The sequence below is a fragment of the Janthinobacterium aestuarii genome (assembly GCF_051380835.1).
GTDB classification, from domain to species: Bacteria; Pseudomonadota; Gammaproteobacteria; order Burkholderiales; family Burkholderiaceae_D; genus Janthinobacterium; species Janthinobacterium aestuarii.
In genome coordinates, this window is sequence record NZ_JBNYXU010000012.1 from 55,244 (window position 1) to 74,011 (window position 18,768).

An 18,768-nucleotide genomic window follows, 5' to 3' on the forward strand; every position below is an offset into this window, starting at 1 on the left:
CGCACAGCTCCGCTTCTCGACAGCAACTCTCTTCCGCTCGCTACGGTTTTATCAGGCGTTCTCAGCGGGGAAAACGAGGGTGAACGTCGTGGCGGCCGCGTCCGATGCCACGGTCGCGCTGCCGCCATGCAACTGCATGATGGCCGTGACGATGGCCAGGCCCAGGCCTGTGGAAGCGGCCGAGTCGCTGCGGGCCGGGTCGGCGCGGTAAAAGCGCTCGAACAGGTGCGGCAAGTGGCGCGCGGGGATGGCGGGGCCGAGGTTGCTCACGCTGAGTTCCACGCCCTCGTTCGTCGCATGCGAGCGCAGCAGGATCGTGCTGCCCGGCGCCGCGTGGCGTATCGCGTTCGACAGCAAATTGCCCAGTGCGCGGCGCAGCAGTTGCGGCTCGGCCGTCACCGTGCCGCTGCCGTGGCAAGCCAGCGCCAGCTCGCGCTCTTCGGCCAGTCCCTCAAAGAAATCGGCCAGGCGCAAAAACTCGTCCTGTACGGGCAAGACTTGCTTGACGAGCACCATTTCATCCTGCTGCGCGCGCGCCAGAAACAGCATGCTGTCGATCATGCGCGACAGCCGTTCCAGCTCTTCCACATTCGATGACACCAGCTGTTCATATTCTTGCGCGCTGCGCGGGCGGGCCAGCATGACCTGGCTTTGCCCCAGCAGATTGGTGACGGGGGTGCGGAATTCATGCGCCAGGTCGGCGGAAAACTGCGACAGCCGCGCATAGCCTTCCTGCAGCCGCGCCAGCATGGCATTCAAGGCCTGAATCAGGGGCAAGAGTTCCGTCGGCGCACCGCGCGCATCGAGTTGCTGCTCCAGCTTGCCCGGCCGCACGAGGGCCGCATGCGCGGCGATATTGCGCAGCGGCCGCAGTCCCCGCAGCAGCATCACGCTCGACAGCAAGCCGGCCACCAGCGCGCTGACGGCCACCGAGACGACGATTTGCCAGCGGTAGGCGGCGAACATGGCCGTGCGGTCGCCGTAGACCCGGGCGACGGAGATGTCGGCCATCTGCGCCGGGTCGCCGATGCGCGCGCTGGCCGCCACCACGCGTGCGGGATAACCGTCGCGGCTGGTCCAGCTGACGATGTCGTTGTTTGTCACGGGCGCATCGACGGCCACGGGCACAGGATGCGCCACCGCCTCGCCGTTCGGGTTGACATCGATCAAACGCATGCCATCGGCGCGCACGATGCGCACCAGGGAATTTTCTTGGCCGCTCATGGTGTCGCGGAAATACTGGGGCCGCTCGCGGATGATGTCGAGGGTGCCCGCATTGCCCAGCAGCTGCTGGATCTGCCGCAGTTTACCCAGCAATAATATGTCGTCGCGGCGCTCGATTTCCGCCACAAAAGAGCGGTATAAATGCATGCCCAGCCCGGCCGACACGAGCGCCACGATCAGCACGAAGACGAGCGTGACGCGCAGGGTCAGCGAGCGGCGAAGTTGCGCCAGCTTCATGCGTCCGCGCCACTGTCAGGTGCGGCAGGCGCGCGCAATTCGCAGATATAGCCCATGCCACGCAAAGTGTGAATCAGCTTGGGTTCGAACGGGTCATCGAGCTTGCTGCGCAGGCGGCGGATGGCCGCGTCGATGACGTTGGTGTCGCTCTCGAAATTGATGTCCCATACTTGCGAAGCGATGATGGAGCGCGACAAGACTTCGCCCTGGCGCCGCGCCAATAAATGCAGCAAGCCGAATTCCTTCGCCGTCAAGGCGATGCGCTGGCCTTGGCGGCTCACCTTGCGCTTCATCACGTCGATTTCCATGTCGCCGATGCGGATGACGTCGTCTTCGCGCGGCGGCCCGCGCCGCAGCAAAGTGCGGATGCGCGCCACCAATTCGGCAAACGCGAACGGTTTCACCAGGTAATCGTCGGCGCCCAGTTCCAGCCCTTTGACCCGGTCCTGCACTTCGTCGCGCGCCGTGAGGAAAATCACGGGCACGTCGGCGCCGCCCTCCTGCAAGCGCAGCGCGCGCAAGACTTGCCAGCCGTCCATGATGGGCAGCATGACGTCGAGCACGATGAGATCGGGTGACTCCGTACTTGCCATGTGCACGCCGTCGCGGCCATTGCGCGCCAGGCTCACCGTAAAGCCGGACTCGGCCAGGCCGCGCAGCAGATAGTCGCCCGTCTTCGGTTCGTCTTCGATTACCAGGATGCGCATGGCCACTTTCTAAAAGAATATAAAACCATTCTACGCCGCGCGCAGACCGCTGCGGATGATAAAAATGTCATGCGGCGATCATCTTCTCGTAGGGCAACACTGGCCATACTGGCGTCACTTTACTCAACGGACAGCCACATGAAAACCCTGTTACTCGGCAGTACCCTGCTGTGCCTGCTGCCCAGCCCAGCCCACGCTCAATTGCGCAAGGTCGATGATCTTTCGCTGGCGGCGGCCAACAAGCTGGCCGATGCGGCCATGGCCGCTTGCCAGGCGCAAGGACGGCACATCGTCGTCACCGTGCTCGATCGTGGCGGCAATGTCGTGACCGTGCAGCGCGCCGATGGCGTCGGGTCGCACAACACGGATGCCAGCCGGCGCAAGGCTTACACGGCCCTGTCGACGAAAAACGATACCCAGGCGCTGGCAGTGGCCGCGCGCGGCAATCCCGACATGGCCAATTTGACGACCGTGCCGGAACTGTTGCTGCTGGGCGGCGGCCTGCCCTTGCGAGCCAAGGGGGACGTGGTCGGCGCCATCGGCGTGGCCGGTGGCGGCGGCGCCCTGCAAGACCGGGCCTGCGCCCATGCCGCGCTGGCCGCCATCCCTGAACTCGATTCCCCTACCCTTTAAACTGAAAGATACGACGATGAGCACACTGAAACAAATCACCGCCGCCCTGGCCTTCGCCAGCCTGTCCAGTATGGCCCTGGCCGCCGCCAATCCCTTGAGCGTGCACATTCTCGACTTGCAGAGCGGACAGCCGACGGCGGGCGTAACGGTCACCCTGGAGCAAAAGAACGGTGAAGGCTGGCAACAACTGGGCAGCGCCGTGACGAATGCGCAGGGGCGCATCGCGGCCATGTATCCGGTGGATGCGCCCATGCAGGCGGGCGACTACCGCATCGTGTTCAAGACAGGCGAGCACTATGCGCGCCTGAAACAGGAAACTTTTTTCCCGGAAATCCCCGTGCAATTTCACGTGGAAAAGACTGACCAGCACTATCACATCCCGCTGCTGCTCAGCCCTTTCGGTTTTTCCACGTACCGGGGAAATTAAGCTTGGCCGATGGTCTTCGCCGTCTGCCCGAAGAGCACGCTTTTCGCGTCGCCGCTGACGGTCGGCTGCACATTGATTTCCGCCGCCCGCGCATACGCGCGCACGGTGGCGGGACGGGCGGCAATGGCCGCAAACCAGCGCGCCAGGTGCGGGAAATCTTCCAGCTTCTGGCGCTGGCGTTCGTGCGGCACGATCCACGGGTAGATTGCCATGTCGGCGATGGAGTAGCTGTCGCCGGCCACGAATGCACGGTCCGCCAGGCGCTTGTTCAGCACGCCGTATAGCCGGTTCGTTTCGTTGACGTAGCGCGTGATGGCGTAGTAGATCGGTTCGGGCGCATATTGCACGAAATGGTGGTTTTGCCCGGCCATGGGGCCCAGGCCGCCCATTTGCCAGAACAGCCATTGCATGACTTCGGCACGTCCCCGCACGTCGGCCGGCAGGAATTGCCCGCTTTTCTCGGCCAGGTATTGCAAAATCGCGCCCGACTCGAACAGCGACAGCGGTGCGCCGCCATCTTCCGGCGCCTGGTCGACGATGGCGGGGATGCGGTTATTCGGCGCGATGGCGAGAAACTCGGGCTTGAACTGTTCGCCCTTGCCGATATGCACAGGAATAAGGTTGTAGGGGATGCCCGCTTCTTCCAGGAACATCGTCACTTTGTGCCCGTTGGGCGTGGTCCAGTAATACAGGTCGATCATCGTGGTCTTTCCAGGTAGATAAGTAGGGGCAGGCGAACTTGGCATAACTATTGTCGCGCCGCAACTGATATGCATGGATATAATGCCACGTAAGCGAAAAACAAGGCGGCGCAAGCACCCACTAGCGCCGTCACGCAGGCATCCCGACATTCCCGAGCACATACAAAGAAAGCCGACCATGCGCAAACTCCTGATCGTCACGCTGTCCGTCCTGCTGTCAGGCTGTGTCCAGGACTTCGCCATCTACATGTTCGATGGGCAAGACCATTCCCTGACCGTGCGCCGCCAGCAACGTTATTTTTGGCAAGATACCGTGGAAGTGCAGCTGATGGCGACGAATCTGCCGCAATGCCAGCGCCTGCATACCCTGTCGACGAAGGCGCCGGCCGACATCACGGTCGAGCTGTTCGCGGCCGGCGATGGCATCTGGAATATCCGCATGGGCAAGCAGTTGTGGCAGGCGGAAACGAATACCTGCAATGAGCTGACGGAAATGGAAAACGACCCGAAAGCCGACCTGGGCCAGCCGGTCGGGCAATTCGTGGTCGTCGATGACAAGCTGGAATTCGAACCGGCGCCGCCAGCCCAGTAAATCAGCGCGCCGCCAGGCTGCGCAGCGGCTTTTTCGCCACGGCGCGCGGTGCGCCAGCCGAAGTGGCCGCCAGGCGCGGCGACGTGCCCGGCTCCTGCGCCGACAGTTTGAAGCGCGCCACCAGTTGCGCCAGCACGGCCGCCTGGTCCTGCATGCTCGACGCCGCTGCCGCCGCCTCTTCCACCAGTGCCGCATTTTGTTGCGTCACGCTATCCATTTCCGTGATCGCCTGGTTGACGTGGCCGATGCCCGTGCTTTGCTCGTGCGAGGCGGCCGTGATGTCGGCCATGATGTCGGTCACGCGCGAAACGGAAGCGACCACCTGATCCATGGTCGTGCCCGCCTGTGCGACGAGCGTGCTGCCGGCCGCGATGCTGTCGACGGAAGCGCCGATCAGCTCCTTGATTTCCTTCGCCGCACCGGCCGAGCGTTGCGCAAGATTACGCACTTCTGACGCCACGACGGCAAAGCCGCGCCCCTGTTCGCCGGCGCGCGCCGCTTCCACTGCCGCGTTCAAGGCCAGGATATTCGTCTGGAAGGCGATGCCATCGATGACGCCGATGATGTCGACGATCTTGCGCGACGAAGCGTTGATCGTATCCATGGTGCCGATCACTTGCGCCACCACGGCGCCGCCCTGGCGCGCCACGGCGGAAGCGGACTGCGCCAGTTCATTTGCCTGCACGGCATTGCCCGCGTTTTGCGTCACGGTCGAGGTCAATTCCTCCATCGAGGCCGCCGTTTCTTCCAGCGAACTGGCTTGCATTTCCGTGCGTGCCGACAAGTCCATATTGCCGCTGGCGATCTCGCTTGAGGCCGTGGCGATCGTCTCGGCGCTGTGGCGGATTTCACTGATCGCATCGACCAGGTTGGTTTGCATGGTTTTCATCGCGTACAGCACGCTGTGGCGGTCGTTGGCATGCGTGCGCACGACGCCGCTCAAATCGTTATTCGCGATCTTTTCCGCCACGTCGGCCGCATACTCGGGATCGCCGCCCAGCGCATGGCGCAAGCTGCGGTTGATCACCACGACGACGGCCGCCAGGAGGCCGCATACGAGCACCAGCACGCCCAGCGAAGTCAGCAGTGACTGGCGGAAGGCCGCGTCGATATCGTCCATGTACACGCCGACCACGATGGTCCAGCTCCACGGCTTGTAGGCCACTACGCGGCTCATCTTCGGTTCGGGGGTCTTCTGGCCGGGACGGGGGAAATAATAGTGGACGAAGCCCTTGCCCGTATCGCTCTTGCCGACGGCCACGATGTCGCGGTACAGATAGGTACCGTTGGCATCTTTAAAATCCGACATGTTCTTGCCATCGGTTTGCGGCGCGGCAGGATTCATCACGACGACGGCGTCGAGGTTGATGATGGACAAATAACCGGTCTCGCCGAAACGCATGCTCTTGATGACGGCCGTGGCCTGCTTTTGCGCCTCTTCCTTCGTCAAGGCGCCGCTGGCGGCCAGGTCGCCGAACATCTTGACGGCGCCCAGGCCCAGGTCGGCGGCATTGCTCAGGTCGGCACTGCGTTCTTCGATGCGGATCTTGCGCACTTCCAGGGCGTTATAGACAAAAATAACGGTGATGCACAACAGGCTGCAAATCAGGGGAATCCATAACTTCTGCTGGAACGTCAATTTCTTCATGCTGTGTCTCCAACTATCTATGTGCGGCGAAAGGCGTGGCCCGCTTCCAGCCCGGCAGGCCAGGAATGCGGCGACGACGGTGCTCGGACGGCACCGTTCAGACGACACCAGCATACGCTTGAAATACCGATATTTACAATGCTGGAAAGCAATGATTTTTGCCGGGTGTTGTTAATGCGTTGCGACAATTGATGAGAATTGATGCTGCATTGCAGTAAAAAAGCATGCAGATAGGGGGCGGCAAGGCAGGCGGGGGTGGCGTGCCTGTGTCAAAATGCACGCCGTATACACAATGAATGACGAAAGCACAGCATGACCAAGAATGAAGCCATGAAACGCATCAACGACCGCCTGGGCAAACCCACCTTGACGGACAAGAACACGCATTTTGCCAGCGTCGCCAGCTATGGTACGGACGAAGGCTGGTGGCTGAAGATCCCCTTCCTGACCTTCAAGCAGGAATTGCATTTTATTCTCAACAATGAGAAAACGAAAAGCTTTCAGCACCTGAAAATCGGCGCCAACCAGATCCTCAGCCCCGGTATGAAATTTCGCAGCACGGGCGGCGCCGCCGACGCCTTCATGTCGGCCTCGGCGCCGAAGCGCCTGGTCGACTTGCTCGACGGCGGCAGCAAGTACAACTTTACAAAACACTTCGTCAACGATTATCGCTACTGATGCGCGGCCGTGCCGCCGTCGGCTGGCGGCAGCCACGCCTTGATCAAATGCTGCGCGATGTCGAGCGCGTCGTCGCGGCTGGTGCCGAAATGCAGGGGGTAGCCCCAGAACTTGCCGAACATCACGGCAAAAGCCTTGCCGGCCAGGCGCTTGGCGGCGCTCGGTTCGACCAGCACCATGCCCTGGATATACGCGCGGATGGCCGCCTTGTTCTGCTTCATCCAGAGTGACGCCCGCTTGCGCTCTTCCTGCGGGTGTTCGTGCCCAGCCTCGTCAAAGCCTTCCTCGCTGAGAATGACAAACGCCTGGCGGCGCGCCAGCAGCGCGTCAAACTGGGCAAAAAGAATATCGGCCTGGGCAGGCGCTGCCTCGCGGCGCATCCAGACGAGGGGAAAAGCGGATAGATCAAGCTGCATGATGATGACTCCTTCAAGGGGTTGCCGTTCCTCCTTACCTTCATCAGAACACTGGCGGCGGCGGTTGCCGTTGAAGCGGGGCTGCGGATACCCATACGATAGCGCTGGCGGTGCTGCGCGTCATTGCATAAAATAGCCACAATATTATTCAATCCAGCCAAAGTGTTCTCATGCCCCATCCCCTCTTGCCCAGTGTGCTGACGGCCCAGCTGGGCCTGGACCCTGGCGCCTCCCTCATGGATTTCGACATCGATGGCATGTTGCGTCCGCTGCTGGCCGTGGGCCTGGCCAGCGTGTCCGAGGACGCGGAACAGGCACCGCACCAGCACCGCAAGGGACAGCTGCTGTATGCGACGCGCGGCGTGATTCATTGCGAGGTGGACAGCGGCGTGTGGATCGTGCCGCCTCAGTGCGCCGTGTGGATACCGGGCGGCCTGATGCATTCAGCGCAGGGCGTGGGCGAGGCCCAATGTTATTGCCTGTTTGTCGAGCCGGCCATGGCGCCGGCCTTGCCCACCGTCTGCTGCACCGTCGCCGTTTCTCCCCTGCTGCGCGAACTGATCGCCAAGGCGGCCGCTTTTCCCACTCTGGCCACGCTGCATGGCGCGCAGGAACGCCTGGTGCTCACCCTGCTCGATGAACTGGCGGCCGCGCCCGTGGAAGACTTGCACTTGCCGATGCCGCGCGATCCTCGCCTGCGCCGCCTGGCCGCCCTGCTGCTGGCGCAGCCAGCCGATAAAAGGACCTTGGCCGAGTGTGCCAGCCACATCGGCATGAGCGAGCGCAGCATGACCCGGCAGTCATTGGAAGAAATGGGCATGAGCGTGGGGCGCTGGCGCCGGCAATTGCACGTCATCCTGGCCCTGCAACGGCTGGCGCAAGGCCACAGCGTGAAGTCGGTGGCGCTGGAACTCGGTTATGAAAATACCAGCGGTTTCGTCACCATGTTCCGCAAGGCCGTGGGCAAGCCGCCGGCGCGCTACCTGGCGGAGCGGGAATCGGGAAGAACATAAAAAAAGGCGGCATATGCCGCCTTCGTCACGCATCGCCGCCGAACAATCAGCTTTCGCGTGCCAACGCCAAAAATTCCGTGCGCAGCGCCAGGTTCGGCTGCATCTCGCCCAGCATGGCCGAGGTGATGGTTTCTTCGCCCGGCGTACGGATGCCGCGGCTTTCCATGCACAGATGGCGGCAGCGTACGACCACGCCCACCGATTTCGGTTCCAGCACTTCCATCAGGGCATTGGCGATCTGCATCGTCATGCGTTCCTGCACTTGCAGGCGCTTGGAGAAACAATCGACAAGGCGCGTCAATTTCGACAGGCCGACGATCTTGCCGTTGGGCACGTAGCCGATGGTGGCCTTGCCGAAAAACGGCGCCAGATGGTGTTCGCAATGGCTGTAGACGGGAATCCCGCGCACGACAATGAGCTCGTTGTACTGTTCCGCGCCATCTTCAAACGCTTTCAGCAAGTCCACCGGATCCTGGCCATAGCCGGACGTCCAGTGCTTCCACGCCTTGGCCACGCGCGCAGGCGTTTCCAGCAAGCCAGGACGCTGCGGATCTTCACCAAAGCTGCTGATCAGCCGGCGCCAGTCGTTTTCGGAGAATTCTTCTTGAGACATACTACACCACCCTAAAATTTTCAATTGCCGCCAGTATATAGAAAATGCGGCAGGCTGCCCGAGCAGCCCCGGCTTTCTATACCGTTGGCGGACGGTGCGCGCCGACCAGCAACGCGGAAATCGACACGCTCGAACTCGCTTCCGGCCACGCATCGCCGGGACCGAACCAGCGCGCTTCGGCAATCTCGTTTTCGTCGAGGCGGATCTCGCCATCGAGGTAATCGGCCGTAAACGCGATCATCAGCGAATGGGGAAACGGCCAGGACTGGCTCATGAAGTACTGCAGGTTATGCACGCGCAAGCCCACCTCTTCCATCACTTCGCGGTGCACGGCTTCCTCGATCGATTCACCCGCTTCCAGGAAACCGGCCAGCGGGCTGAAGCGCTGCGATGGCGAGTGCTTGTGCATGGCCAGCAACACCTGCTCGCCCTTGCGGATGAGTACCATCATGGCCGGCGAAATGCGCGGGTACGCGAGCATGCCGCAGGCGGCGCACGTGAAACAGCGTTCGCCGCGCGTGCGTTGCATGGGTGTGGCGCACACGCCGCAATGGCGGTGCGTGCGCGCCCACTCGGCCAGTTGCACGGCGCGGCTGGCAAGGCCCAGGAAAGCGTCGTCGACAGCATTGAACAGCGAGCGCATGCCGTGCCAGGCCAGGCCGGCACCCGGTGGCAACTCTTCGTCGGTCCAGACCGTCTGGCAATAGCGGCCCTGCCACAAGCCCACGGGCTGTGCGCGGCTCAGGTCGATATCGAGCGCGGCCGCCTCGGCGGCCGTGGGCAGGGATAACTCGGGCGTACGCAACAACAAACGCCCGCGGTGAAAGACAAACGTCAGCGTATCCGTGGCGGACGGGGCCGGTTCGGGCGCATCGATCAGGGGGACAAAGGCATCGGGAGTCTGCAGCATGCTGAGAGGAAATTTGTAAAGGTTGCTCATCATACTCCCGCCGGCGAACGCTTGCGCGCATAGCAGCGGCCAGGCCGCAAAGCAAGCATTCATGGGCCATGACAGTGTTTTTTTTGCGGCACGCCCAATCCGTTGCGTAAATGATACTGATAACGATTCTCATTTACGAAATAGCGCCCAGTTATTACAATACGGCCTATTCCGTCTCCATCGCCAGCCACTTGCCCGCGTGCCCAAGCACTGCGGCGCAGAGCCAGCCAGGAACCACTACCCTGACCTTTTCGAAAGAGCAAGATGGCAATCAAGAGCCGCAAACACGCCCCCACCCGTTTCAACCAGCACATCGGCGCCGCTCTGGCCGTGATGCTGCTGCCCGTCGCCGCCCAGGCGGCCGACCCGGCCGGCCAAAGTGCCCCGGCATCGCAGCAAATGCTGAACGAAGTCAAGGTCATTGGTTCCAAGGAAAATGATTTCAAGGCCGAAAAAGCCTCGTCGCCGAAATACACGGAAGAGCTGGTCAATACGCCGCAAACCATCGTCGTGATCAAGAAGGAATTGATCGAGCAGCAAGGTGCGCTGACCCTGACGGACGCGCTGCGCAACACGCCAGGCGTAGGTACTTTTTTCCTCGGTGAAAACGGCAACACGAACACGGGCGACGCCGTCTACATGCGCGGTTTCGATTCGTCGGGCAGCATCTATGTCGATGGCGTGCGCGACGTGGGCTCCATCTCGCGCGACGTCTTCAACATCGAACAGATCGACGTGCTGAAGGGCCCGGCGGGCACGGATAGCGGCCGCGGTTCGCCGACCGGCTCGATCAACCTGGTCAGCAAGACGGCCACCATGGAAAACAAATTCAATTCGCTGCTGACGGCGGGCAGCGGCAAGCAGAAACGCGCCACGGCCGACTGGAACCGCGTCCTCGACAGCGATACCGGTACGGCATTGCGCCTGAACCTGATGACGCAGGACAGCGGCAACGCGGCGCGCGATGAAGTCAAGAACAAGCGCTGGGCCTTCGCGCCCACCGTCACCTTCGGTATCGGCAAGCCGACGCGCATCACGGCCAGCTACCTGCACGTGGATCAAAACAACGTGCCCGACGGCGGCGTGCCGACCATCGGCCTTCCCGGCTACAGCACGCCCGACACTCCCACGAAGGAGCAACCGGTCATCCGCACCTTCCTGAACAGCGCGGCCAAGGTCGATCCGAAGAATTTCTACGGTTCCACTGCGGACTACGACAAGGTCAAGGCCGACATGGGCACCTTGCGCATCGACCATGATTTCTCGCCTAACGTGCAAATCCAGAACACCACGCGCTACGGCAAGACCAAGCAGGATTACCTGCTGACGGCCTTCATGGGCAGCATGGCCAACCTGAAGACGCCGGTCCCGACCGATCCGTCGACCTGGACCCTGGCGCGCTCGCTGCGCACCGTGAAGGACCAGGAAAACACGATCCTGACCAACCAGACCGTGGTCAGCGCACAGTTCGACACGGGCGTGCTGAAGCACTCCGTGGTGGCGGGCGCCGAGTTCACCAGCGAAAAACAAACCAACTACAGCTATGTGCCTGCCAGCCTGGGCACCTTGCCGGCAGCGAACCTGTACCAGCCGAATCCGCGCGACCCAGTCACCGGCTACAACCCGGTGCGCAGCGGCGCCTTCACGGAAGGCGAAGTCAACACGCAAAGCCTGTATGTATTCGACACCGTCAAGTTCGGCGACAAGTGGATCTTCAACGGCGGCGTGCGCTTCGACCACTTCAACACGACCTACGATGCAATCACCCTGCAAGGGGCCGTGACTGCGCCCGCGGTACAGCCATTGCCAGTGGGCACGAAGATTCCTACCCATTTGACCCTGAGCGACACCTTGGCCAACGGCAAGATCTCGGCCATGTACAAGCCGACGCCGGACAGCAGCGTGTATGCCTTGCTGGCCACGTCGAAAGCGCCGCCTGGCGTCAACTTCGCCCTGAGCACGGGCGCCAGCAGCGCGCAAAACCCGAGCTATGATCCGCAGGAAACCATCACCAAGGAAATCGGCACCAAGTGGGACTTCCTGAAGCAAAAACTGTCGTTCTCGGCCGCTGTCTACCAGACCACGGTCAAGAATGAAGTGGAACAGGATCCGGTGATCCCGACCATTTATTACCAGACCGGCAAGAAGCGCGTGGAAGGCCTGGAATTGGGCGTGGTGGGCGAGATCATGCCGAACTGGCTGGTCAGCGCCGGCTACACGCGCATGAATACCAAGGTCGAGTCGGGCAAGGTTGTCACAGCCAGCGGCATCAATAACCTCAGCTACACGCCAAAACAGGCGTTCACCAGCTGGACCTCGTACACCCTGCCGTTTGGCCTGAAGATCGGCGGCGGCGCGCGTTACGTGGGTGAAATGCTGCGCGGCACCGATGGCGCCGTCGGCACGCCGGCCCGCGTCGATGCCTACTGGGTCTTCGACGCCATGGCGACCTATACCGTCAACAAAAACCTCGACTTGCAGTTGAACGCCTACAACCTGGCCGACAAGACCTATGTGGCAGCCATCAACAAGTCCGGCTTCCGCTACACCCCAAGCCAGCCACGGTCGTTCAGCCTGACGGCGAATATCAAGTTCTAACATCGAGAACACGCATTGCACCACATTAAGCCCCTCTTCGGAGGGGCTTTTTTATTGTCCTGATAATCTTGCCTTTTTGGCGCACCGCCGCCCCGCCGCGACTAGCGTATGAAAAGTCATACAGCGATGCGCTTGTGCGTCCAATATTTCGCGCAAGCGTGCAAAGTTGCGACATCCTGACAACAAAAAAGCTACTTTAAATCAACAACTTAAGAAGTTAGATCCCAAATTCCAATTTCAGGCATATCCTTTGCTATGTACAGGTTTTGCTGCAAATAATCGCTGGCACGCAAGGGCTTGTTTTTGAGAAATATTGACTCCAAGCTTGAGTTGCTCGCTATCAATAATCCGCTCACAGCGGCGTTTCACCGGAGGAGTCAACATGAAAAAGAAACGGCCATTAACCCTGTACATCCTGATTGCCATGGTCCTCGGCATTATTGTCGGCTATGGATGCAACACCGCTTTCCCTGATGCCAAGCTCAGCGCTCAGATCGCTGGCAATATTTCCATCGTCACCGACGTCTTCCTGCGCCTGATCAAGATGATCATTGCGCTGCTGGTGTTCTCGACCCTGACGGTCGGCATCGCCCACATGGGCGACGGCAAGACGGCCGGCCGCATCGGCCTGAAAGCCATGTGCTGGTTCGTCGTTGCCTCGCTGGTTTCGCTGGCGCTGGGCATGGTGCTGTCGAACCTGATGCAGCTGGGTACCAACCTCGGCTTGCCATTGCCGGACGTACACGCTTCGACGAATTTGAAAACGGCCGCCTTCACCTTGAAAGATTTCTTCACGCACCTGGTGCCGAAGTCGCCGATCGAGGCCATGGCCAACAATGAAATCCTGCAAGTGCTGGTGTTCTCGATCTTCTTCGGCGGCGCACTGGCCGGCCTGGGCGAATCGGGCAAGACCCTGACGGCCGTCGTCGACCAGCTGGCACAAGTCATGCTGCGCATCACCGGCACCATCATGAACCTGGCCCCACTGGCCGTGTTCGCCGCGATGGCTTCCGTTATCACCACGCACGGCCTCGGCGTGCTGGTCACGTTTGCCAAGTTCATGGGTGGCTTCTACCTGGGCCTGATGTGCCTGTGGGCACTGCTGATCGGCGCAGGCTTCATCGTCATCGGTCCGCGCATCTTCAAACTGGTCGGCCTGATCCGCGAACCATTCCTGCTGGCATTCTCGACGGCCAGCTCGGAAGCGGCCTATCCAAAACTGCTGACGGCACTCGATCAGTTCGGCGTGGACCGCAAGATTTCCAGCTTCGTGCTGCCGATGGGCTACTCCTTCAACCTCGATGGCTCGATGATGTACTGCACCTTTGCCGTGCTGTTCATCGCGCAAGCCTACGGTATCGACCTGTCGATCGGCACGCAGATCACCATGCTGCTGCTGCTGATGCTGACCTCGAAAGGCATGGCCGGCGTACCGCGCGCCTCGCTGGTGGTGATTGCCGCTACCCTGAACCAGTTCAATATTCCGGAAGCGGGCTTGCTGCTGCTGATGGGCGTCGACCAATTCCTCGACATGGGCCGTTCGGCCACCAACGCGGTCGGCAATGCCGTCGCCACGGCTGTCGTCGCCAAGTGGGAAGGTGGCCTGGCCACCGAGGAAGAAGCAGCCGCGGCCAACGCGGCCAGCCAGAACACGGAAAGCCATTGGGGTGAAGCGGATCACGCTAGCAAAGCCTGATAGCGCCATGGCCCGCCACAAGCGGGCCATTTATTTGTTGTCCATGTTGAGTAACAAGCAGTCAGGTAGTGCGATCAGTAGTCATTCCAACTTATTAGAGAGATTTTCATGAAAAAAGTCCTGTTTACCCTGCTGACCCTCGGCGCAGCCTCCAGCGGCGCCATGGCCCAATCGAGCGTGACCGTCTACGGCGTGGCTGACGCCGGGCTGGTATTCGACAAGGATGCGGCCGGAGACCGCCTGAACCGCGTCGCTTCCGGCGTCGCCTCGGGCTCGCGCATCGGATTCAAAGGCAAGGAAGACCTGGGCGGCGGCCTGGCCGCTACCTTCGTGCTGGAAAGCGGTTTCAATATCGATACCGGTACCTCGGGCCAGGGCGGCCGGCTGTTCGGCCGCCAGGCATATGTCGGCCTGACCGGCAGCGCCGGCGCCCTCACCCTGGGCCGCCAATATTCGCCGTACTACCTGGCCCTGCGCGACGTGGCCGATCCGTTCGTCATCGGCCTGGCCGGCACGGCATCGAATCTGATGGCGACGAATTACCGCGTCGACAACATGGTGCAATACACCACGCCGACTTGGAGCAAGCTGTCGGCCGACCTGGCGTATGGTTTTGGCGAAGTCGCCGGCGACAATTCGAAAAACCGCAGCATGGGCGGCGCCGTGCATTACATCGACGGCCCGCTGAACGTGACCCTGACGCATCACCGCCAGGAAAATGCGCTGGCGACCCAGCAAACGCGCAACACCCTGCTGGCCACGCGCTACGACTTTGGCGTGGTGCAAGCTAACTTCGGCTACGCCGACAACCGCGCCCTCGACAACAGCAAGAGCAATGACATCCTGGTCGGCTTCAGCGCACCGTTCGGCGCCACCAAGCTGGTCGCGTCGTACATCCGCCACAACGACAAGAGCAATGCCAACCGTGATGCCCAGCAGTGGGCCATCGGCGCGTTCTACGCCCTGTCCAAGCGCAGCGACCTGTACACCGGTTACGGCCACATCAGCAACAAGAACGGCGCTACCTACACCGTCGGCAACGCCACGGATGATGGTACCGGTAACAGCGGTTTCAACTTAGGTATGCGCCATACGTTCTAAGGACGTCGGCCAAAATCTACTGCGCGGCGCGCTTTGCGGCCGGCGATGCTCACCGTACTAAAGTACGGTTGCGCTTCTCGGCCACAAATCACTGCCGCTCGCTGCGATTTTGTCGGACGTTGAGATGTCCGTAAAATAGAAGTGTGGGCCGCCGGATGCATATCCGGCGGCTTTTTCTTTTTACGCAATATTTAAATGCGATACTGTGGGTTCTTGCAAGTTGGCAGCTGATTTTATGAATAGCAGTACTACCAAACCTTCCCTTTCCTGGCGCCAGCGCCTGTCGCAACGGTCGGGCCGCGAAACGCTGGCCTGGGGCGTGGTGCTGGCCGCCTGCCTGGCCACCGTCTGGCTCGTGTATTTCTGGACCGAACGTATCGCCATCGGCAAGCTGCAGGCCAGTGGCGCGCAGCGCCTGGAGGTGTATGTCAGCAGCCTTGAAAATGCGCTGGAGAAATACGACTTCCTGCCCAAGACCCTGGAGCTGAACCGCGACGTGATCCGTCTGCTGCAGCACCCCGAAGATCCGGTACTGGTCGATACGGTCAACCATTATCTCGAGCAGATGAATGCCCAGGCGAAATCGTCGACGATTTTCATCAGCAACCTCGACGGCAACACGCGGGCCGCCAGCAACTGGCAGCAGCCTGACAGCTTTATTGGCGACAACATTTCATTCCGCCCCTACGCCCAGGACGCGCTGCGCGGCACGCCAGGCCGCTTCTATGGCGTCGGTACGACACGGCTGGAACCCGGTTACTTCTTTGCCCACGGCATCTACCAGAATGGCCACATGCTGGGCCTGGCAACGGTGAAGGTGAACCTGGAAACGCTGGAAAAACGCTGGGTGCAAGGCGCCGACAAGGTCATGCTGGCAGACGAGCACGGCGTCATCTTCCTCAGCTCCATGGCGGACTGGAAATACAAGACCCTGGCGCCGCTGTCGCCCGCCATCGTCGAAGAACTCAACCGCACGCGCCAGTACTATTCGAAGCAGCTGGCCGCCATCCCTTTCGTTTCCGACCGCCAACTGGGCAATGGCGCCCGCGTGATCAGCGTGCGCGAGCAGGAACACGCCGACACGCCGCCGAAGATCAGCTCCAGCGTCATGACGCAGATCAAACTCAAGTCGCCGCAAGGCTGGACTTTCATTTATTTGTCCGACCTGGCCCAGGCCAAGGCCAGCGCACGCGCGGCGGCAGCGTTCTCGTGCGTGCTGCTGGGCTTTTTCATGCTGCTGTTCTTTTACCTGCGCCAGCGCCGCGCGGCCGTGGCGCAAAAATTGCGCGCCCGCGAAGATCTGCAGCATGCCTATGACAACCTGGAAGCCATGGTCGAGGAACGCACGTCGGAACTCAATGCCATGACGCAAAGCCTGAGCCAGGAAATCGACGTGCGCAGCAAGGCCGAGCAAAAGCTGCACATCACGCAAAATGAACTGTTTCAGGCCGGCAAGATGGCCGTGCTGGGGCAAATGTCGGCCAGCATCACGCATGAACTGAACCAGCCACTGACGGCGCTGCGCACCATGTCCGACAACGCCGTCATCCTGCTCGAGCGGGGACGGCTCGACGATGCGCGGCGCAACCTGGCGAAGATCTCGCAAATTGCGGCCAGGATGGGGACCATTACGGGCCAATTGAAGATTTTTGCGCGCAAGTCGACGACCAGCCTGACCTCCGTGTCGATCCCCACAGCGATCAGCAATGCCCTGTTCCTCGTCGAACGGCGGCTGCAGGTGGAAAATGTGCGTTTTACTTTGCAACTGCCGCCCGAAGATATCTTCGCCATGTGCGAAAGCAACCGCCTGGAACAGGTGCTGGTGAATCTGTACGCCAATGCGCTTGACGCCATGAATGGCAGCGACGTGCGCAGCCTGCGCGTGTCCGTCGAATGCACGCCCGAACACGTACTGATCCATGTGGCCGACACGGGGCCGGGCCTGTCGACGGAAGTGTATGAACACCTGTTCGAACCGTTCTTCACGACAAAACCGCAAGGACTGGGACTGGGCTTGGGACTGGCCATTTCCGAACAGATCACGCGCCAGTTCGGCGGCTTGCTGCGCGCCGAAAACGCCCCCGGCGGCGGCGCCATCTTCACCATCGAACTACAGATTGCAACGCAGGAGGAAAAACATGTTTGACGGCTTGAAGGTCTTGCTGGTCGAAGACGACCCCACCGTACGCGAAGGCAGCGAGCAGGCATTGCAACTGGCCGGCCTGGACGTGCTGGCCTTTCACTCGGCCGAGCTGGCCTATAAACTGCTGACGCCCGATTTCCCCGGCATCGTCGTGAGCGACGTGCGCCTGCCCGGCATGAGCGGCCTGGAATTGCTGCAAGCGGTCAAGACGCTCGATGCCAACCTGCCCGTGATCCTCGTCACGGGCCATGGCGACATCACCATGGCCGTGCATGCCATGCGCACGGGCGCCTACGATTTCATCGAAAAACCGTATTCGTCCGACCAGCTGGTCGACGTCATCCTGCGCGCGCTGGAAACCCGGCGCCTGACCCTGGAAGTGCACAGCCTGCGCCGCCAGCTCGAGGACGGCGGCGGCATCGAAGCGCGCTTATTGGGCAATTCCGTGGCGATGCGCGACATACGGCGCTTGATACTCGACGTCGCCGACGAACCTGCTGACGTGCTGATCTATGGCGACACGGGCACGGGCAAGGAAATGGTGGCCCGCTGCCTGCATGACTTCAGCCACCGCCGCAAGCACAACTTTGTCGCCGTCAACTGCGGCGCGATTCCTGAAAGCATATTCGAAAGCGAAGTCTTCGGCCACGAACCGGGCGCGTTTACGGGCGCGGCCAAGCGGCAGGTGGGCAAGATCGAGCACGCGGACCAGGGCACTTTCTTCCTCGATGAGATCGAATCGCTGCCCCTGTCCCTGCAAGTGAAATTGCTGCGCGTGCTGCAGGAACGCTATATCGAACGGCTCGGTTCGAACGTGGCCACGCCCGTCGACGTGCGCGTCATCGCGGCGGCCAAGCTGGACCTGGAAGACTTGTCGCAGCAGCAAAAATTCCGCAGCGACCTGTACTACCGCTTGAATCTGATCGTGCTGCACCTGCCGCCGCTGCGCGAACGGCGCGAGGATATTCCCATCCTGTTCGAACACTTCGTGCTGGCCGCCGCCGCCCGCTACAACCGCGCCGCGCCCGTCGTCTCGAGCGCGCAGATGCGCAACCTGATGGCCCATTCCTGGCCCGGCAATGTGCGCGAACTGCGCAATATCGCCGACCGCTTCGTGCTCGGCATCGCCGGTGGCGCCTCGAGCCTGCTGGCGAGCGGCCAGGCCAGCCCCTTGTCGCTGGCGGAGCAAGTGAACGGCTTCGAACGCGCATTGATTGAGCAGGAACTGCGCGCCTATGCGGGCAACGTCAGCGAAGCGAGTGCGGTGCTCGGCTTGCCGAAACAGACCTTGTACCACAAGATGCAGAAGTACAACCTGGTGGCGGAAGAGTTCCGCTAAGGAGCGGCACGGTGGCAAACTTATCAAAAAGAGCAGCAATATATTGCCAAATGGCATATATT

17 protein-coding genes are annotated in these 18,768 nt (G+C 61.3%); 10 read left to right on the forward strand and 7 right to left on the reverse strand.

The window, feature by feature from the left end; genetic code table 11:
- Positions 1–51 precede the first annotated feature (51 nt).
- Positions 52–1,461, reverse strand: coding sequence for a heavy metal sensor histidine kinase (locus ACQ4WO_RS25375; protein WP_436483755.1), 1,410 nt, complete (start codon positions 1,459–1,461; stop codon positions 52–54).
- The gene (locus tag ACQ4WO_RS25380) at positions 1,458–2,168 is read right to left on the reverse strand and encodes a heavy metal response regulator transcription factor (RefSeq protein ID WP_436483756.1); all 711 of its coding nucleotides are present in this window, start codon (positions 2,166–2,168) and stop codon (positions 1,458–1,460) included. The genes ACQ4WO_RS25375 and ACQ4WO_RS25380 overlap by 4 nt, the downstream gene beginning before the upstream one ends.
- Before the next feature lie 138 nt (positions 2,169–2,306).
- On the opposite strand from ACQ4WO_RS25380, the gene ACQ4WO_RS25385 reads away from it, so the two are divergent.
- Positions 2,307–2,801, forward strand: a complete 495-nt coding sequence (locus tag ACQ4WO_RS25385; protein WP_436483757.1) for a GlcG/HbpS family heme-binding protein — start codon at positions 2,307–2,309, stop codon at positions 2,799–2,801.
- Positions 2,802–2,817: 16 nt separating this feature from the next.
- Positions 2,818–3,228: a hydroxyisourate hydrolase gene (gene uraH, locus ACQ4WO_RS25390; RefSeq protein WP_034754375.1), complete on the forward strand. Its 411-nt coding sequence runs from the start codon at positions 2,818–2,820 to the stop codon at positions 3,226–3,228.
- Here uraH and ACQ4WO_RS25395 read toward each other — a convergent pair.
- Complete coding sequence (locus ACQ4WO_RS25395; protein ID WP_436483758.1) at positions 3,225–3,929, reverse strand: glutathione binding-like protein; 705 nt, start codon at positions 3,927–3,929, stop codon at positions 3,225–3,227. The genes uraH and ACQ4WO_RS25395 overlap by 4 nt on opposite strands.
- A gap of 178 nt (positions 3,930–4,107) precedes the next feature.
- Here ACQ4WO_RS25395 and ACQ4WO_RS25400 point away from each other — a divergent pair, with 178 nt between their 5' ends.
- Positions 4,108–4,521 (forward strand): hypothetical protein, encoded by a 414-nt coding sequence (locus ACQ4WO_RS25400; protein ID WP_436483759.1) that lies wholly within the window; start codon positions 4,108–4,110, stop codon positions 4,519–4,521.
- 1 nt (position 4,522) lies between these two features.
- On the opposite strand, the gene ACQ4WO_RS25405 is transcribed toward ACQ4WO_RS25400, so the two are convergent.
- A complete protein-coding gene (locus tag ACQ4WO_RS25405) occupies positions 4,523–6,169 on the reverse strand; it encodes a methyl-accepting chemotaxis protein (protein ID WP_436483760.1) in 1,647 nt (548 codons plus the stop codon).
- A 312-nt stretch (positions 6,170–6,481) separates the two neighbouring features.
- On the opposite strand from ACQ4WO_RS25405, the gene ACQ4WO_RS25410 reads away from it, so the two are divergent.
- Complete coding sequence (locus ACQ4WO_RS25410) at positions 6,482–6,847, forward strand: hypothetical protein (protein ID WP_034781254.1); 366 nt, start codon at positions 6,482–6,484, stop codon at positions 6,845–6,847.
- Here ACQ4WO_RS25410 and ACQ4WO_RS25415 read toward each other — a convergent pair.
- Entirely contained in the window at positions 6,841–7,263 is a 423-nt protein-coding gene (locus ACQ4WO_RS25415; RefSeq protein ID WP_436483761.1) for a hypothetical protein, read from the reverse strand. The two genes, ACQ4WO_RS25410 and ACQ4WO_RS25415, sit on opposite strands and share 7 nt — an antisense overlap.
- Positions 7,264–7,433: 170 nt before the next feature.
- On the opposite strand from ACQ4WO_RS25415, the gene ACQ4WO_RS25420 reads away from it, so the two are divergent.
- Complete coding sequence (locus tag ACQ4WO_RS25420) at positions 7,434–8,276, forward strand: AraC family transcriptional regulator (protein ID WP_436483762.1); 843 nt, start codon at positions 7,434–7,436, stop codon at positions 8,274–8,276.
- Positions 8,277–8,322: 46 nt separating this feature from the next.
- On the opposite strand, the gene folE is transcribed toward ACQ4WO_RS25420, so the two are convergent.
- Positions 8,323–8,889, reverse strand: a complete 567-nt coding sequence (folE, locus tag ACQ4WO_RS25425; RefSeq protein WP_034754386.1) for a GTP cyclohydrolase I FolE — start codon at positions 8,887–8,889, stop codon at positions 8,323–8,325.
- Positions 8,890–8,965: 76 nt separating this feature from the next.
- Entirely contained in the window at positions 8,966–9,799 is an 834-nt protein-coding gene (nudC, locus tag ACQ4WO_RS25430) for an NAD(+) diphosphatase (protein ID WP_436483841.1), read from the reverse strand.
- Between the two features lie 294 nt (positions 9,800–10,093).
- On the opposite strand from nudC, the gene ACQ4WO_RS25435 reads away from it, so the two are divergent.
- From ACQ4WO_RS25435 to ACQ4WO_RS25455, 5 genes are all read left to right on the forward strand, one after another.
- Complete coding sequence (locus tag ACQ4WO_RS25435; protein ID WP_436483763.1) at positions 10,094–12,427, forward strand: catecholate siderophore receptor Fiu; 2,334 nt, start codon at positions 10,094–10,096, stop codon at positions 12,425–12,427.
- A 382-nt stretch (positions 12,428–12,809) separates the two neighbouring features.
- Complete coding sequence (locus ACQ4WO_RS25440) at positions 12,810–14,123, forward strand: dicarboxylate/amino acid:cation symporter (RefSeq protein WP_436483764.1); 1,314 nt, start codon at positions 12,810–12,812, stop codon at positions 14,121–14,123.
- 108 nt (positions 14,124–14,231) lie between these two features.
- The gene (locus tag ACQ4WO_RS25445; protein ID WP_436483765.1) at positions 14,232–15,224 is read left to right on the forward strand and encodes a porin; all 993 of its coding nucleotides are present in this window, start codon (positions 14,232–14,234) and stop codon (positions 15,222–15,224) included.
- A gap of 235 nt (positions 15,225–15,459) precedes the next feature.
- Positions 15,460–17,370, forward strand: a complete 1,911-nt coding sequence (locus tag ACQ4WO_RS25450) for a sensor histidine kinase (protein ID WP_436483766.1) — start codon at positions 15,460–15,462, stop codon at positions 17,368–17,370.
- Positions 17,363–18,706 (forward strand): sigma-54-dependent transcriptional regulator, encoded by a 1,344-nt coding sequence (locus ACQ4WO_RS25455; RefSeq protein WP_436483767.1) that lies wholly within the window; start codon positions 17,363–17,365, stop codon positions 18,704–18,706. The genes ACQ4WO_RS25450 and ACQ4WO_RS25455 overlap by 8 nt, the downstream gene beginning before the upstream one ends.
- Positions 18,707–18,768: the final 62 nt, after the last annotated feature.

What these genes read in the sequence shown, in the direction of transcription:
- ACQ4WO_RS25375 (WP_436483755.1), bottom strand. Translation starts at nt 1,461, where the DNA reads ATGAAGCTGGCGCAACTTCGCCGCTCGCTGACCCTGCGCGTCACGCTC.
- ACQ4WO_RS25380 (WP_436483756.1), bottom strand. Translation starts at nt 2,168, where the DNA reads ATGCGCATCCTGGTAATCGAAGACGAACCGAAGACGGGCGACTATCTG.
- ACQ4WO_RS25385 (WP_436483757.1), top strand. Translation starts at nt 2,307, where the DNA reads ATGAAAACCCTGTTACTCGGCAGTACCCTGCTGTGCCTGCTGCCCAGC.
- uraH (WP_034754375.1), top strand. Translation starts at nt 2,818, where the DNA reads ATGAGCACACTGAAACAAATCACCGCCGCCCTGGCCTTCGCCAGCCTG.
- ACQ4WO_RS25395 (WP_436483758.1), bottom strand. Translation starts at nt 3,929, where the DNA reads ATGATCGACCTGTATTACTGGACCACGCCCAACGGGCACAAAGTGACG.
- ACQ4WO_RS25400 (WP_436483759.1), top strand. Translation starts at nt 4,108, where the DNA reads ATGCGCAAACTCCTGATCGTCACGCTGTCCGTCCTGCTGTCAGGCTGT.
- ACQ4WO_RS25405 (WP_436483760.1), bottom strand. Translation starts at nt 6,169, where the DNA reads ATGAAGAAATTGACGTTCCAGCAGAAGTTATGGATTCCCCTGATTTGC.
- ACQ4WO_RS25410 (WP_034781254.1), top strand. Translation starts at nt 6,482, where the DNA reads ATGACCAAGAATGAAGCCATGAAACGCATCAACGACCGCCTGGGCAAA.
- ACQ4WO_RS25415 (WP_436483761.1), bottom strand. Translation starts at nt 7,263, where the DNA reads ATGCAGCTTGATCTATCCGCTTTTCCCCTCGTCTGGATGCGCCGCGAG.
- ACQ4WO_RS25420 (WP_436483762.1), top strand. Translation starts at nt 7,434, where the DNA reads ATGCCCCATCCCCTCTTGCCCAGTGTGCTGACGGCCCAGCTGGGCCTG.
- folE (WP_034754386.1), bottom strand. Translation starts at nt 8,889, where the DNA reads ATGTCTCAAGAAGAATTCTCCGAAAACGACTGGCGCCGGCTGATCAGC.
- nudC (WP_436483841.1), bottom strand. Translation starts at nt 9,799, where the DNA reads ATGCTGCAGACTCCCGATGCCTTTGTCCCCCTGATCGATGCGCCCGAA.
- ACQ4WO_RS25435 (WP_436483763.1), top strand. Translation starts at nt 10,094, where the DNA reads ATGGCAATCAAGAGCCGCAAACACGCCCCCACCCGTTTCAACCAGCAC.
- ACQ4WO_RS25440 (WP_436483764.1), top strand. Translation starts at nt 12,810, where the DNA reads ATGAAAAAGAAACGGCCATTAACCCTGTACATCCTGATTGCCATGGTC.
- ACQ4WO_RS25445 (WP_436483765.1), top strand. Translation starts at nt 14,232, where the DNA reads ATGAAAAAAGTCCTGTTTACCCTGCTGACCCTCGGCGCAGCCTCCAGC.
- ACQ4WO_RS25450 (WP_436483766.1), top strand. Translation starts at nt 15,460, where the DNA reads ATGAATAGCAGTACTACCAAACCTTCCCTTTCCTGGCGCCAGCGCCTG.
- ACQ4WO_RS25455 (WP_436483767.1), top strand. Translation starts at nt 17,363, where the DNA reads ATGTTTGACGGCTTGAAGGTCTTGCTGGTCGAAGACGACCCCACCGTA.